Here is a 16,452-nt window from a genome sequence, read left to right on the forward strand (position 1 = left end):
CATTCTATGCCTATAGGAATCGAGAAACTCAATCTGTACTCAGGGCAGTTCTATCTAGATATTGCCGATCTTGCCGAAGCGCGTGGTAAAAACTTCCAGCACATTGCCGATAGTTTAATGTGCAAAACGCGATCGGTTTATCCGGTCTATGAAGATGCGATTACTCTGGCGGTGAATGCAGCCAAACAACTCTTATCACCTCAAGACCTCCAAGATATTGAACTACTAATTGTGGGTACCGAATCTGCGGTTGATTGTGGCAAATCCCTGTCCACCTGGGTACATCGGTTTTGTAACTTGTCTCCAAATTGCCGTAACTTTGAGGTGAAGCACGCTTGTTACGGTGGCACTGCGGCATTCAAAATGGCCGCTTCCTGGGTAGCTTCAGGGGCGAGACCTGGGAAAAAGGCATTGGTAATTAACACGGACTTCAGCAGTGTGACGCTCAATACTGACCAGGAGTTTATCTGTGGAGGTGGTGCAGTGGCGATGCTCGTTAGTACTAATCCTCAAATTCTCGAAATTGAACTGGATAAGGCGGGTTACTGGACAAAGGAGATTTCTGACTATCTACGCCCCACTTTCAACACCGAAGTGATCAAAAGTGAAACGAGTCTTTACTCTTATTTAGATGCTTTAGAAGGAGCATTCAGTCACTACGAGCAAATTGTGGGTTCTGTAGACTATGATGCTGATTTCAAAAAACATATTTATCATGCACCCTTTCCAGCAATGACGTTTCAGGCACATCGCACCATACTCAACCGATTTGAGGCGGTAGGGAAAGCGGCTGCTAAGTTAAGTTTTCAATCAAAAGTTGCAGAGAGTATACATTTTGCTCAACAAATTGGTAGTTCGTATGGGGGTTCTAATTTTATTTGTTTGTTAAGTCTTTTAAATTCTGCTAAGGATCTTAATCCGGGCGATCGCATTTCCCTGTTTGCCTATGGTGGTGGCTGCCAAGCAGAATTCTACAGCGCCACCATTGGAAAGGCTGCAACTGAAATTGTCCGATCGCTCAATATTGACGAACATCTTAATCAGCGACTTCGTTTATCCGTTGCAGATTATGAAGCTAGTGAATTGACGCGTGAAAAATATAGCGATCGCCGAGACTTTAACTTAGAAAACTATTTAGATGAACGCTATGAAAAACGCTATCGAGGCCGAGGTTTACTTGTGTTAAGCAATGTTGAAAATTACTATAGGCAATATAAATGGAGTTAGTTGTAGAGGCCGTTCGCTATAAAATCGATTCAGGAGTTGCCCAGATTGCCTTGGTGCAACCCCAAACAGGTAATGCGCTCAATCCATCCCTAATTAATCAACTCACTCAAGCATTACAAGCTGCGATCGCTGATTCATCTTGTCGGGCGATCGTGCTTCGGGCTGAGGAAACTGACTTCTGCAAAGGACTTGATTTGGAATGGATATTACAGCAGGGAGGAAGACCTCAAATAGAACTGTTTCAAGCCTTTATAAATTGTCTGCAATTGATTTGCCATTCTCACTTACCCGTAATCGCCTGTGTTGAAGGTAATGTTACAGGTGGAGGACTAGGTTTAGTTGCGGCTTGCGATCTCGTCATTGCCAACGAGAACGTAATATTTATGTTGCCAGAAGTCATCATTGGCATGATTCCAGCTCTGATTGCACCCTTCTTACTGCGTCGTCTGACCATAGCACAGCTCAATTATTTAACCCTCAGCAGTCGGGGTATTGACAGCCTAGAAGCCAAGGCATTTGGGTTAGTGGATGAAGTGGCGACTGAAGGCATGGCTACCACCTTGAACCGACAATTACAACGGCTATTTCGTTCTTCTCCAGAAGCGATCGCTGCCAGTAAACAATATTTTGAACAACTCTATGGGTCAGATTTACAGCGACAAACCAATATTGCCCTGAATCAACTTGTTTCATGGTTAGCACAACCGGAGGTCTTAGAAGGAATTCAAAGTTTCACCGAGGGATTCTCGCCACCTTGGTTTCAAAAGTACAGGGGAAAAACCCATGTCTAAAATTTTGCTCGCCAACCTAGAAGACGGTATCTTCCAACTGCAAATCGATGACCCTGAAAACGAAAATCGTTTGAGCGAAGAACTGTGTGATGAATTAATGACAGCCCTGACTCATCTAGCGACAGAACCGAGCCTGAAAGTCTTGATTTTGAGTGGGCGATCGGATATCTTTTGCGCAGGAGCCAGCTTGGACACCATCAAACAAGTTGTGAGTGGCAATGCAGATGTCAAAGATTTATCACTTCCCAACCAACTACTCAGCTTTCCCGTACCAATTATTGCAGCTTTGCAAGGTCATGCTGTGGGAGGTGGCATAGCGTTAGCACTCTACTGCGATATGGCGATCGCATCCGAAAACAGTCGGTACGGAGTTAATTTTACAGATTTGGGATTTACCCCCGGAATGGGTATCTTATCTGTCTTACCTGCAATGGTTGGCCATCACTTTGCTAGCGAGATGCTCCTCACCGCCAAGCTCTACAAAGGCAAAGAACTCAAGGGACGAGGTTTATTTAACTACATAGTTCCAACTGAGGAAGTTATGACTTTAGCCTTGGATATGGCAAGAAGAATTGCCGAAAAACCCAGACATGTTTTGGAGATGGTAAAAGACACCTTGTCATTACCCCGGCGTCAAGCTCTCCAAGCAGCATTGTCCCGCGAACACCTAATGCACAAAATCTGTTTTGGCGTTCCAGGGACATTAGCACACATCGAAGCGGCTTATTTAGCCTAGATTTTGTTTTTTGATTTTCAATATAGGAGACAAGACATCATGGATCGAGAACAAGTATTAAATGTCGTAATTAAACATATTAAGCTCAACATAGATGGACTGGAAAATGTTGAAATAGATCCACATAAAACCATCGGAGAATATGGAGCCAGTAGTCTTGACGGCGTAGAAATTGTTTCTGCTTGTATGCGAGAACTCAAAATAAAAATTCCCAGAACAGAAGTTTCTAGCTTTAAGACAATCGATGACTTGGTGGAATTGTTCGCCAAGTTTAAAGACGAAGCTTCTCAAGAAGTTAAAGTTACGCCATAAAAATTCCTCAGTCAATATTGTTCTAAGGTACAAGAAGCGATAAATCGCTGTCTCTACAACAACGATCGATCCTTCGTATAGACGGCGATAAATCGCGTCTTTGTAATCTATAACTTTCATCAAAAAACCTTAACCAGTGAGTTCGACGAGTGCTATTTTGACCTCTCCCCCAGCCCCTCTCCTACCAGGAGAGGGGAGCAAAAACTTTTCTTTTCTCGTTTCCCTCTCCTAAAAGGCGAGAGAGGCTGTCCGGGAGAGGTCTGTCGAACTCACGTTAACCAAACGGTATTGCAGTCCCCGTTCTTTTTCCAAAAGCAGGTGAAAATGGTTACTCAAACTGTCGAGTCCGATGTCCAAGATTCATTAATGGAATACTTGGAAGATCCGTTTTTAAATCACCTTTTTAAACAAATCAGAAAAGCTGAACAAATTAGAGGAATATCAGTTGATTTAACTCATGCGTGCAATCTTCGGTGTCAGGGATGCTATTTCTTTTTAGATGAATTGGATCAATTCAAAGCACCCAAAGATGAAGCCGAATTTGATACATTTATTGTTCGCGAAAAGGGCAGAGGAACAAATTTTATTACAGTGGTTGGGGGAGAACCCAGCCTGATGCTAGAGCGATTGCAGAAGCTTTACCAGAATTTTCGGTTAATGGTTGTTACCAACGCCCTGATCAAAATCCCCTATGAGGGATTTGAAACAATGCCGATCGCGATCTCTCTTTGGGGCGATCGTGAAACTGACAAGACACTCCGAGGAGGTGGTAAACTTGATGTTTTCAGCAAAGCTTTAAAAAATTACAAAGACGATCCGCGTGCTATTTGGCATTACACTACCACACCGGGTAACGCCCATGAAATCGCTAGCGTTGTCGAGCAGTGCGTAGCCAACGGTAATCGTGTCTTGTTTAACTTTTACAGCGATCGCATGGACTTAGGAGGAGTTTACGATCATAACCAGGGGTTTGCAGATGTGCGACGTGAAATCGATAAAGCGATCGCCCGCTACCCTGACAAAATTTTAATGACTTCGTACATGAGCAGCGTGTTTACCACACAGCAACTTTACGATGAAACTTGGGGTTATGAAGTTTGCACCAGTCTCACTGTAGATCATGAAATTAATCGAAACCGGATTAAAAATGGTAAACGTTATAACCCCCATTATCGCGCTTACAATCCCGATCTGAAATCAACTCGGCGTTGTTGCACAGGTGATAATCAAGATTGCTCAACCTGTTACCAAACTTGGGCGCAGGTTGGTTGGATCATGATTAATCTAGAACGACATCTCGCCTCCAAACAAGAATTTACTAACTGGCTGACTACGACATACCTGTTTTACCTGATGTGCCGCATGGTTGACTTTGAATCCGGCGTGCAACTTTTGCCAGAAATTCATCGACGAGTAAATTGTTAATCACCCAGGATCAATTTCTTTCTATAGGAATCCCGTTTGATTCGGAGAATTTTCTTGCGTGGAGAGGGAACTCTTAACAGGGTATAGGGTACAGAAAAAAGGGATAGATACGTACTGAGTCTTGTTCAAAAATCAAATAGGAATCCTATATATTAGTCAGTTTGATGCAAAGGAAATAAATTGCTATGGCTACTCAAGTAATAGAAACCGAGGTACAAGATCCTTTAATGGAGTATTTAGAAGACCCCTTTCTGTATCACCTGTTCGCACAGATTAGAAAAGCGGGCGCTATTAAAGGAATCTCTGTAGACTTAACTCATCTATGTAATTTGCGGTGTGAGGGTTGTTGTTTTTTTACCGATGACCTGGATCAAAATGCAGCACCCAAAGACGATGCTGAATTTGAGGCTTTAATTGCACGAGAAAAAGCTAGAGGCACTAACTACATTACGGCAGTTGGGGGTGAGCCTACCTTAATGCTGGATCGATTGCGAAAGCTGGCGCAAAATTTTTGGATGATTGTTGTCACAAACGGGGCGATCAAAATTCCTTATGAGGGATTTGAAAATACAGCTATTAGTGTTTCGCTTTGGGGAGATAGCGAAACCGATAAAAAGCTGCGGGGAGGAGGTAAGTTAGATGTTTTCAGCAAGGCTCTCAAAAATTACAAAGACGATCGTCGAGCCTTTTGGTACTACACAACGACCGCTGGTAACGCCCATGAAATTGAACGGGTTGTTGAAAAATGTGTCCAAAACGGTAATTACGTAATGTTTAACTTTTACGGGGATAAGGCAGGGTTAGGAGGTGTTTATGATAATCAACAAGGGTTTGCAGATGTGCGTCATGAAATCGACCGGATGATTGCCCGCTATCCCGATCGCATCTTGATGACCTCGTACATGAATCAAGTATTTACTACAGGGCAAATGTACGATGAAACCTGGGGCTATGATGTCTGTCCTTGCATTAGTGAAAATCGCCCAGAGAATGCAGTCCGATTCCAAAATGGTAAACCCTATAATCTTCACTTTCGCGCTTACAATCCTGATGGCAAATCAACCAGGACATGCTGCACCAGCGAACATCCCGATTGCTCAACCTGTTACCAAACTTGGTCGCAGATGGGCTGGATTATGCTGAATATGGAGCGGCACTTAGGTTCTAAGCAGGAATTTACCAACTGGCTGACGACAATGTACGTGTTTTACTTGGGTGCTAGAGCGATTGATTTTGAATCTGGCGTTCAGCTTTTGCCTGAAATTCATCGGCGAGTGAGTAGGATATGAATCAAGAACCGATCGCGATCGTTGGTATTGGTTGTCGCTTTCCTGGAGGTGTCCAAAGCCCAGGTAGCTTCTGGAACCTGTTGCAAAATGGCAGGGATGCAATTACCGAAATACCTGGCGATCGCTGGAACGTTAACAAATTTTATCATCCCGATCCGGTAGAACCAGGTAAAATGTATAGCCGCTGGGGTGGGTTTCTCGACCAGATAGACCAGTTCGATGCCAAATTCTTTGGGATTTCTGGTGCGGAAGCGGCTCGGATTGACCCCCAACAACGACTCTTGTTAGAAACAACGTGGGAAGCGCTAGAGGATGCAGGACAAGTGATGGAACATCTAGCTGGCAGCGATACCGGGGTTTTTATTGGGGTACTTAACCGGGATTACAATTACATTCAATTGGGGGAGCGCGATCGCGATGCAATTAATGCCCACACCATAGTTAGCTCAAACCTCAACTTGGTACCAAATCGCATTTCCTACTGCTTTGACTTCACAGGCCCCAGTCTGCCGATTGACGCTGGCTGTGCCTCATCATTAGTCGCCGTTCACTTTGCTTGCTCTAGTCTCTGGAATGGGGAATGTAGCCTTGCCCTAGCAGGTGGGGTCAATGTCATCTTCAAACCAGAAGTCAGCATCGCCATGAGTAAGGCATTTTTACTGTCTGCGGATGGTCGTTGCAAGAGTTTTGATGCCGCAGCAGATGGTTTTGTGCGGGCTGAAGGGGTGGGGGTTGTTGTCCTCAAGCCACTGTCCCATGCTCTAGCTGACGGCGATCCTATTTATGCAACGATCCGCAGCAGTGCTGTCAATCAAAACGGTCGCGGCAGCAGTTTTACAGCCCCCGAAGTTTTGGCGCAGCAGGCAGTGATGCAAAAAGCCTATCAGCGGGCAGGAATTCTCCCTCAGCAGGTGCAGTATGTAGAAACTCAAGGCTCCAGTTCGCCGATGGGGGATGAGATTGAAGCCAAAGCGATCGGGGCTGCGATCGGCAGCGATCGCGCTTTGGGCAATGAATGCGCTATCGGATCTGTGAAAACAAATATTGGACACATGGAAGCGGCTGCTGGCATTGGCGGACTGATTAAAGCAGCGCTAGCAGTTAGCCATCGTCAGATTCCACCCAATCTGCATTTTCAAACCCCCAATCCCAAAATTCCTTGGCAAGAACTACGGTTGCGCGTGGCACAATCCTTAGAACCACTAACGAATAAGGATAATCAACCACCAATCGTCAGTGTGAATGGGTTTGGTCTGGGAGGCACGAATGTTCATGTGATTCTGCAAGGTGTAGAGATTGGTCAGCCAAAATCCTTGCCAATTGATACTGCGATCGCTAACCAACCACAAATTTTTTTAATGTCAGCTCGTAGCCCAGAGGCTCTCAAAGCCTTTGCTAAAGCTTATATTGAGTTTTTAACCGAGCATTCTAACGCCGGAATTTCCTTGGCAGACATTTGCTACACAGCTAGTTTGCGCCGTAGCCATCACTCCCACCGTTTGGCAATGGTGGTTGATTCCAAAAAACAACTTGCCGAGCATTTAATGGCTTTTCTTGCACAAGAAAACCGCCCCTCGATGTTTTCCGGCTATGTAGAACAACATAAAAACAGTAGAGTAGAGGAAAATCCTGGTACTGAATGCGCTCAAATGTTGAATTCCTTAGCAGAGCGCTATACCCTAGAAGATTCCATTGATTGGAATGCTCTTTATCCTCATGGTGGTTCTTTTGTGCGTTTGCCGTCCTATCCGTGGCAACGACAGCGTTACTGGCAGGAATCAGAAGCCTCACGGCAAGATAGATTAGGATCTAATACTGTTGAAGCCTCTAGTGCGGTTGGCTCTCAGATTGCCGAACAGATTGATATTGTAGAGCAATGGTCAGTAGCGGTAAATAGCCAACGCACCGATTTATTAAGCACTTACATTCAAGCACAAATTGTCCAAGCCTTAGAGTGTGAAGCTGTTCAAGTTGATGTCCAAAAGCCACTTAATAGTATGGGCATCGATTCTCTGATGGCTGTGAGTTTGAGAAATCGCATTGTCACCAATTTAAAGATTGAACTGCCAATCGAACAGTTTATTGCTAGTCCTAGCATTGCAGAATTAGCTCAAGCTTGCCACGAACAATTAATTTTGAAAAATTTGATCCCAACTATTCAGATTGCTAATTTTGTTGAGGAAATAGAGGAGTTAACACTTTAGCCTCAGTTCGGTATTGAGACGAGTACAAGCAAAAGCAGATCGGGTTTTGAAGAGGGCTGAATATGGTATTCAATGAATTGTTAACATCCAGTTTGTCAGTCAAAAATTTAGTAGAACTGACGCGTTGTCGCGCCGAACAACAGCCCGATCGCCTCGCCTATAGTTTTGTGCTGGATGGAGAACAGGAAGTAATTAGTCTCACATATCGAGAACTGGATCTATCGGCACGAGCGATCGCGGTTCAGCTGCAAACTGTCAGTGCCAAGCATGAGCGTGTCCTGCTTCTCTACCCGCCTGGTCTTGATTTCATTACCGCCTTCTTTGGCTGCTTATATGCTGGTACGATCGCCGTTCCTGCTTATCCGCCTCGACAAAATCAGTCCATCTCCAGACTGATGGCAATTATAGCAGATGCCCAGGCTAGGGTTGCCCTGACTACAACCTCCTTACTGACCACGATCGCTACTCAATTTAACCACCATCCAGACCTGGCTACAAAACAGATTTTAACTACCGACACCATCAATAATCAGCAAGCAGAGTTATGGCGCGAACCCGTAATCGATGCAAACGCGATCGCATTTCTGCAATACACCTCTGGCTCAACCGGGACACCCAAGGGGGTTATGGTCAGTCATGGCAACTTACTGCACAATTTAGAACTGATTCATCAGTTTTTCCAAACCACTGCCAACGAATTAGGCGTATCCTGGCTGCCCCCTTATCATGATATGGGCTTAATCGGCGGCATCCTCCAACCCCTTTACGTCGGTTCCTCAATAATTTTGATGTCGCCTGTTGCGTTTTTGCAAAAGCCATACCGTTGGTTAGAAGCGATTTCCCGCTATCAAGCGACGATTAGCGGCGGCCCGAATTTTGCCTATGATTTGTGCGTGCAGAAGATTCAGCCAGAACAATTAGTGGATCTTGACCTGAGCAGTTGGAAAGTTGCTTTCAATGGTGCCGAACCAGTTCGTGCCCAGACCTTAGAGCGATTTGTTGCCAAGTTTGAGCCTTACGGCTTTCGCCCTGAAGCTTTTTATCCTTGCTATGGGATGGCTGAAGGCACATTGTTGATTTCCGGGGGAATAAAAGAGTGCTACCCAACGGTGTGTAATGTAGAAAGTGCTGCTCTCAAACAAAACCAAGTTGTGCTGTGTGCAGAGCAACAGCAGCATAGTATCAAGATTGTTGGGCAAGGTAGGACGGGGTTAGGTCAAACAATTGCGATCGTCAATCCGCAATCTTTCCAGAGATGTCCAGATGGTGCAGTTGGAGAAATTTGGGTTACAGGAGCGAGTATTGCTCAAGGGTACTGGCAGAAACCCCAAGAAACGCAAGAAACATTCTATGCCTGTTTAGACGATACAGATGAGGGTTCGTTTCTGCGAACGGGCGACCTGGGATTTCTGCATAATGGTGAATTATTTGTTACCGGGCGACTCAAGGATTTAATTGTGATTCGAGGTCGAAACTACTATCCTCAAGACATTGAACTGACGGTGCAGGAAAGCCATTCGGCTCTCCGACAAGGCTGTGGAGCAGTGTTTGCCATTGAGGTAGAAGGAGAAGAAAGAATCGTCGTTGCTCAAGAAATCGAGCGCACCTACTTAAGAAAGCTCAATGCAGATGAAGCGATCGCGGCAATTCGGCAAGCGGTGTCACAGGTTCATGAGTTATCAGTTTATGCAGTGTTGCTGCTCAAGACTGCCAGCATTCCCAAAACTTCAAGTGGTAAGATTTCCCGCACTGCTTGCCGCAATGGATTTCAAACAGGTAGTTTAGATATCATTGCTGCTGACATCTTGCCCGAATGGGATGGCACAGATAGCGAATATAAACTCACAGCAGCAGAACTGTTAGCGATCGCTCCCACCCAAAGACAGCAGCACTTAGAGTCTTACATTCAAGCAAAACTAGCCAGGGGACTGAAAGTTGACTTGGCAAAACTCCATCCCCAACAACCCTTGCATCAGCTAGGCCTCGATTCCTTGACTGCGATCGAGATTAAACATCAAATCGAAGTCGATCTAGAAGTCAATGTTCCTGTGGTCAAGTTTCTCGAAGGTGTGACCATTGCAAATCTCGCTGCTCAAATTCTCAGACAATTGACTGGAGTAAATTCTCAGCAGCAAGGCGAAAAGCTACCCTTTTTCTGCATTCATCCGGTGATGGGTGTCGCTTCTGTTTATTCCGATCTGGCAGAGTTATTGGGTCAAGAACAACCTTTCTATGGGCTACAATCTGCCGGGATTACTGGCGAAGGCAAATCAAAAGATTGTATAGAAGACATTGCTGCTGAGTATATCCACGGTATCCAACAGGTGCAGCCAGAAGGCCCCTATTGTCTAGGAGGTTGGTCTTTTGGGGCGCTGGTGGCATTTGAAATGGCCCAACAGTTACAGCAAGCAGGACAGACCATTGTCTTACTGGCACTGATTGATACTCCCGCCTTTTGCGACAATCGCACTCAGAATTTCTTCCAGATGGCTAAATTTCTGGTGAATTCCGTGCTTCGCAATCTTGGCCCTTATCTGGATGAGACAGTAGACCATTTTCTGACTGCTGTCGAAGAACGACAACTCACCCAACAGATTGGAACTAAGACCTCGAAGCCATTGCATTTTTTGGTTGAGCCAGGAAGTATAGCTAAGGTTGTCGCCCACCAGTCTAGGCTGAGTAAGCTTTTCCAACCAGCTGCGCGACGGCTATTCCAAGTCATGCAAGCTAATAACTCAGCCCTCCTCAAATACAAGCCGCAGCCTTATCCAGGTAAAGTTACTCTCTTTCGGACAAGCAAACAAACTGGAAAAAATCCCCAAGACGCAACCCTTGGCTGGGGCGATCTAGCGATCGGCGGAGTTGAGATTCATCAAATTCCGGGAAACCATCTGAATTTAGTTCTCCCGCCCCATGTAGAAGTACTTGCCGAAAAGCTAAAAGCTTGTCTCGATCGCGTCCAGGTTCAAAAGGTGGAGGTATTAGACTTCTTGCAGAAGTAGGGAATTGGGTTTGGGGGAAAGGAAAAAGGAATAAAAAAACCTTTCCCCTTTAACCTTTCCCCTTTTCCCACAAGAGTGCAAGAGGTCTATTGTAGATTTGTTCTTTCCTGGCAGGATTATATTAGCTTGATAATACTATCAGTAAATTTATAAAAAGAAATAATAACAAAAATATCCAATTTTATTACTGATAGTTATAAAACAGTACTAACTGATATTATCCTAATCAAGTCTCTATCTATATTCAGAGGATAAAAAATCAAGCAAATAACTAGAACGGCTTCAAAAAACCAAACTATGTAAAAAAAATAAAATAGGCTTAAACCCTTTTACCTTCTGCCCAATTCCAATAATCAATATTCACACCGACCTACTTCTTATGAGTATACCTTTAAAGCTTCGCAGTGGTTTTAGCTTTGATGAAGCGATTTTAATGGCTAAGTTCTCCAAACGAAGTTATGAAATATTTCAAGTTGGGGGAGGCTCTGTTGAAGATGCCGAAGTCCAAGATATTTATAACTCTCTGTATAAGAATGAGGGCTGGAAATTAGTTCATAGCTTGCATAATAATGAAACTAATATCCGAGGTTTCATTTTTAAACGGGAAGGAAGTAATCAATTTGCGGTGATTTTTCGAGGCTCTATTGTTACCGATCGCGGTCAAATTGAATTAACGGATATTTTGACCGATCTCAATTGGTCATTAATTAACTATGGTTCTTTACCAGATACGCGAGTCAAAGTAGCACGGGGATTTTTTGAAGGATTTGAAGCCGTAAAAGACGAACTTGCTGCCTTTTTTCAGGTTCTCTTAGGTCAAATTAATGCTCAAGATTTTGAGATATTTCAAACTTTGAATTCTGGCAAACAAATTGCTATTGCCCATGCCATTGCTGCGGCTGGAGGAATCCGATTCGGACTGGCCTTTGAGCGGCGATTAAAAAAACTAATTTCGGAAGTTTTCTCTTATGATGCGATCGGCAACCTGAATCGAGCCTGGAGTTTTGCCCGCGATGAACTGTTGAACTTTGAAGATATCTCTAGAGAAATGAGTGAGTTATCGAATAGTCGCAGGGCTGGCGCTAGCTTGAATTCTATATCTAAAATACCTAAAAATACCAGCCGCCTTGAGGTTTGCGTAGGGGGTCATAGTTTGGGCGGTGGTTTAGCTCAACTCGGCGCTCTGTTCTTAAAACGCCGTTTTAGTTCTTTGGGAGAGTCAGCTTTACGAGTCAAAGTATACACCTTTGGATCTGTGAAAGTTGGCAATCGGCATTTTGCCAATTACTACAACGAACAATTAGGAGAAGGATTTAGTTACCGCGTCGAAAATCAACTGGATCTGTTTACTCTAGTACCTTTTAGCCTTCCTTTCCCTTTAAGTATGGTGGCTGGCAATGGCTTGAGATTGGGGGAACTTTACTTAGGCAATTACGAACATGTGGGAGAAGTTCACCACGTAATCGGACTGGGAAATCACGGTGTCTCTCTGAATTTTGGGGGAGCGGCAGAATTTATGGGAGGTGTTCCTTTCCCTCACAGCTTCGATACCTACATTCAACTGCTAGAAGAAGACAAAAAACGGTGGCATCAGTTGTGGCAACCGATTAGAGGAATTCTCAGCATCTTTTTACAAGAAATGCTCCAGGAACAAGAAACTGGGATTGTAATGACCACCGAAGAACAAATACGGGGAGTTCAAGAACAGACATCTGAAGAAATTCGGAATCTCAAGCAATCTCTAGACGAACTTAAAAGCGAAATTCAGCGATCGGGGCTGAACTTGAAGAACGAATAAGAACTGGTAACTTTCACTACTTATGACCCCTACTGTTACTGCTCGCAATCTTAGTATCTTTGCTGGTCTACTTGCCTTAAGTATCGGGGCTGGATACGTTTTCCTGTCTAAAGTATCTAGCCAGTCAGCCGCCAACAACGCCTCGTCATCTTCGTTATCGTTGCCCCCTGAAAAAACAAAAGTCTTGGCATTGGGGCGGTTGGAACCAGAAGGGGAGATTACCAAAGTTGCAGTTCCAGTGGGGGCGCAGATTGATAAATTAAAAGTTTCTGAGGGTGATTGGGTTAAAGCCGGACAAGTTTTGGCTTATCTCAAAAGTCACCAAGAAATGCTGGCTAAACGAAATTTGGTTGCTAGCCAGTTAGACGAGGTGCAAAAACAGATACAAACAGATAGCTCCCTGAATAAAATTGAGATTGGTCAGGCACAAGCACAGATTGGTCAGATTTCTACTCCTCGTTTGCAAGAAATTAGCTCTCAACAGGCTGCTGTTCGCCGATCGCAAGCAGAGTTGGATCAAGCAATTATCATACGCGATCGCTATGCAAAACTTTATGCTGAAGGTGCAGTTCCTAAAGAAGATTATGAGATTAGAAAGTTACTGGTTGTACAAACCCAGGAGAATTTAAGTCAAGCCAGAGCCAAGTTAGATCAATTAACCACGACCCGCACAGAAGATATCAAAGTAGCTCAAGAGAACCTCAAACGCTCAGAGATGAATTTAAAGCGAGTCGCTAGCCATAGTGGGTTGACTTCAGCCATCCAAAATTTAAAACTGGCCCAAGCACAGTTAGAGCAAACTATTATCCGTGCGCCCAAAAACGGCCAAGTCCTGAAGATTTACACCCAGGCTGGAGAAGTGATTTCCGATCGCGGGCTTCTGGCTCTAGGCAACACACGTAATATGTATGTAGTGGCAGAGGTTTTTGAAACAGACGTTAAGTTGATTAAAGTCGGACAGCGAGCAACGATTACCAGTCCGGTTTTTGAAGAAAAAATGACTGGCACTGTCGCCAAAATTGGTCAACTAGTGTTCAAAAACGACATTATTGGGGACGATCCGACAGCAAAATCAGATGTCCGAGTAGTAGAAGTGAAAATCCGCTTAGATCGAAGCAAACTTGTCTCCGATCTCAGTAATCTGCAAGTAGATACCGAGATTGATTTAAATTAATTCGCTAAAGGTTTTTCAAAAGGGAATAGGGAATAGGGAATGGGGAATGGGGAATGGGGAATAGGGAATAGGGAACTTAGACTTTAACAATTTTTGCAGATGTCTAAATCATCAGGAGTCAGAGAATGTGACTAAACGTCAGCACCGCAAACACTGGAAAGGACCCCCGTTGGCATGGCGCAACTTAATGCAGAGTAAAGCTCGCTTAAGCGTGGGAGTTTCAGCCATCAGCTTTGCGGTTTCCTTAATATTTATGCAACTTGGACTCTTTGGCGGAGTGATGAAGGGAGCGACGCTCCTCTATGACAGCCTCGATTTTGACATTGTATTGATTTCATCCAAGTCACCAGAGTCTACCAATGTTCCACCCTTTCCCCGACGTTATTTGTATCAGGCGGGAGGGATGAATGGCGTTGCTGCTGCTAAACCGCTATACCTGTCATTTGGCTCGTGGCGCAATGTAGAAACGACGCGAATACGAGCGCTTTTGGTTTTGGGGTTTAATTATCGAGATCGTGTGTTGCGCGTGCCAGAAGTTTATCCGTATTTACAAGACCTGCAACGCCAAGATACCTTGCTAATGAATCGCTTTTCACGCTCCGAATTTGGTCCGAGAGAAGTAGGTCTGAAAACTGAACTGAGCAGGCGACAAGTTGAGATTGTGGGGTTGTTTAGCTTAAATAACACTATCCGTGCTGATGGCACTGTGATTGTTAGCGATGGAAATTTTATTCGTCTCAATCCGGGGCGATCGCTAAATGATGTGAGTCTGGGGCTGCTGAAAGTTGAGCCGGGTGTAAACGTTGATGAAGTCGTACAACGCTTACGCCAAATCATGCCGGCAACGATTAAGGTGTTCGATCGCCAGGAAGCCATGGCCAGAGAGCAGGAATTTTGGGTTAAATCTTCTTCGCTCGGTTATATCATTGGTGTTGCCGTTGTCATGGCTTTTTTAGTTGGGACTGTCATTGTCTATCAAGTCCTGAGTTCTGATGTCACTGAACGCTTGCACGAATACGCAACTTTAAAAGCCATTGGATATACTAATCTGCGTTTGTTGACAGTCGTTGTCCAAGAAGCGGTTGTGCTGGCGGCGCTGGGGTTTATTCCTGGCTGTCTTCTGGCTTTGGGCATGTACCAAGCCATTTTTATTTCTACAAGACTACCAGTCGCCATGACTGTTAGCCGGATGTTATTAGTATTTGGCTTGACGATTCTGACATGTAGTGCATCTGGACTTATTGTTGCTCGCAAAGTATTAGTTGCAGATCCCGCTGATGTTTTCTAGGAAAAAGGTTCGAGTTGTCCTTTTTAAGTTTTCCCTTGCTTGGCGCAACCTGCTCCAGCGCCGATCGCAGTTTGTCACAGCATTAGCTGCGATCGCCTTTGCAGTTTTTCTGATGTTTTCCCAACTCGGATTTCAGAATGCAATGTTGAATAGTAACGTTGCGTTTATTCAGGTATTAAATGCTGATTTAATCATGCTCAGTCAGCGACGCTATGTTACCGTTATTGACGAAACTTTTAATCGAACTCGATTATATCAAGCTAGACAATTTGAGGGCGTTGCCGCCGCTTATCCTCTTTATATCACTCTCGGTAGTTGGAGACGTTCTGGAACTGCTGAGGAAAGGTCTATCCGAGTACTGGGATTTAACTTAGACGATCCTGTTTTTCTTTTGCCTGAGATTCAAGCCGCTGAATCCGTTCTCAAAATGCCCAACACTGTATTGACCGATAGCAGGTCTCGCAAAGATTATGGTTCTATGCAACCGGGTGTGACGACTGAGCTTTCTGGTGTCAACATCAAAATAATTGGCACGTTTAAACTGGGTGCTGACTTTGTAACTGATGGTAATTTAATTATCAGCGATCTTAATTTTCTGAGAATCTTTGCAACTAGACCTTCTGGCATTGATTCCAAGCTTCGTTCATCGCTCAACGACGTTGATATTGGTCTAATCAAAGTGACGCCAGGAACGAATAGCGATCGCCTAGAAAAGTTTTTAAATCAAGCTTTACCATCTGATATAGTTGTTTACACCAAACAACATTTTATTGCCAAAGAACTAAATTATTGGATGCAAGCATCTGGCATTGGGGCTATTTTTGGACTAGGAACAATCATCGGTTTTGTGGTTGGTATTGTCGTTGTTTACAACATTATCTATAGTAATGTTGCAGATAATCTACCTCAATATGGCACTTTAAAAGCTATTGGTTATTCTAATTTTTATCTTGTCAGTATTATTTTTCTGCAATCGATAATTCTTTCATTTTTTGGTTTTTTTCCGGGCTTGTGCTTAAGTTCTATTTTTTATCAATTAATTTCTACGGCTACAGGGCTGCAATTAGAAATGGATTTTAACGTTATCAGCCTCGTGCTATTTTTAACGGTTTTAATGTGTGTTATTTCCGGACTAATTGCCAGCAGAAAACTTAAAAAAATAGATCCTGCCGATATTTATTAACAAAAATTTTGAATAGATGTTGA

12 protein-coding genes are annotated in these 16,452 nt (G+C 44.0%); all 12 read left to right on the plus strand.

Annotated elements, in window-relative coordinates; all coding sequences use genetic code 11:
- The first annotated feature begins 6 nt into the window (after window positions 1-6).
- The 12 genes from NSTC731_RS02885 to devC (NSTC731_RS02940) all read left to right on the plus strand — a co-directional run bounded on the left by NSTC731_RS02885 (window position 7) and on the right by devC (NSTC731_RS02940) (window position 16,429).
- A complete protein-coding gene (locus NSTC731_RS02885; protein WP_445629544.1) occupies window positions 7-1,227 on the plus strand; it encodes a hydroxymethylglutaryl-CoA synthase family protein in 1,221 nt (406 codons plus the stop codon).
- A complete protein-coding gene (locus tag NSTC731_RS02890) occupies window positions 1,218-2,018 on the plus strand; it encodes an enoyl-CoA hydratase/isomerase family protein (RefSeq protein WP_445629545.1) in 801 nt (266 codons plus the stop codon). Before NSTC731_RS02885 ends, NSTC731_RS02890 begins: the two co-directional genes overlap by 10 nt.
- On the plus strand, window positions 2,011-2,754 hold the full coding sequence (locus NSTC731_RS02895) for a polyketide synthase (protein ID WP_445629546.1): 744 nt from the start codon (window positions 2,011-2,013) through the stop codon (window positions 2,752-2,754). Before NSTC731_RS02890 ends, NSTC731_RS02895 begins: the two co-directional genes overlap by 8 nt.
- Before the next feature lie 39 nt (window positions 2,755-2,793).
- Entirely contained in the window at window positions 2,794-3,066 is a 273-nt protein-coding gene (locus tag NSTC731_RS02900; protein ID WP_322692430.1) for a phosphopantetheine-binding protein, read from the plus strand.
- Window positions 3,067-3,390: 324 nt separating this feature from the next.
- The gene (locus NSTC731_RS02905) at window positions 3,391-4,491 is read left to right on the plus strand and encodes a hypothetical protein (RefSeq protein WP_445629547.1); all 1,101 of its coding nucleotides are present in this window, start codon (window positions 3,391-3,393) and stop codon (window positions 4,489-4,491) included.
- 185 nt (window positions 4,492-4,676) lie between these two features.
- Complete coding sequence (locus NSTC731_RS02910) at window positions 4,677-5,780, plus strand: hypothetical protein (protein WP_445629548.1); 1,104 nt, start codon at window positions 4,677-4,679, stop codon at window positions 5,778-5,780.
- Window positions 5,777-7,984 (plus strand): beta-ketoacyl synthase N-terminal-like domain-containing protein, encoded by a 2,208-nt coding sequence (locus NSTC731_RS02915; RefSeq protein WP_445629549.1) that lies wholly within the window; start codon window positions 5,777-5,779, stop codon window positions 7,982-7,984. Before NSTC731_RS02910 ends, NSTC731_RS02915 begins: the two co-directional genes overlap by 4 nt.
- Before the next feature lie 62 nt (window positions 7,985-8,046).
- Window positions 8,047-10,986 carry an AMP-binding protein gene (locus tag NSTC731_RS02920; protein WP_445629550.1) on the plus strand — a complete coding sequence of 980 codons (2,940 nt, stop codon included), beginning with the start codon at window positions 8,047-8,049 and terminating at the stop codon, window positions 10,984-10,986.
- A gap of 379 nt (window positions 10,987-11,365) precedes the next feature.
- On the plus strand, window positions 11,366-12,784 hold the full coding sequence (locus tag NSTC731_RS02925) for a lipase family protein (RefSeq protein WP_445629551.1): 1,419 nt from the start codon (window positions 11,366-11,368) through the stop codon (window positions 12,782-12,784).
- Between the two features lie 22 nt (window positions 12,785-12,806).
- The gene (locus NSTC731_RS02930) at window positions 12,807-13,958 is read left to right on the plus strand and encodes an efflux RND transporter periplasmic adaptor subunit (protein WP_445629552.1); all 1,152 of its coding nucleotides are present in this window, start codon (window positions 12,807-12,809) and stop codon (window positions 13,956-13,958) included.
- Between the two features lie 187 nt (window positions 13,959-14,145).
- The gene (gene devC / locus NSTC731_RS02935; RefSeq protein WP_445629553.1) at window positions 14,146-15,246 is read left to right on the plus strand and encodes an ABC transporter permease DevC; all 1,101 of its coding nucleotides are present in this window, start codon (window positions 14,146-14,148) and stop codon (window positions 15,244-15,246) included.
- A complete protein-coding gene (gene devC, locus NSTC731_RS02940) occupies window positions 15,236-16,429 on the plus strand; it encodes an ABC transporter permease DevC (protein WP_445629554.1) in 1,194 nt (397 codons plus the stop codon). Before devC (NSTC731_RS02935) ends, devC (NSTC731_RS02940) begins: the two co-directional genes overlap by 11 nt.
- Window positions 16,430-16,452: the final 23 nt, after the last annotated feature.

It is taken from the genome of Nostoc sp. DSM 114167, assembly GCF_052692655.1.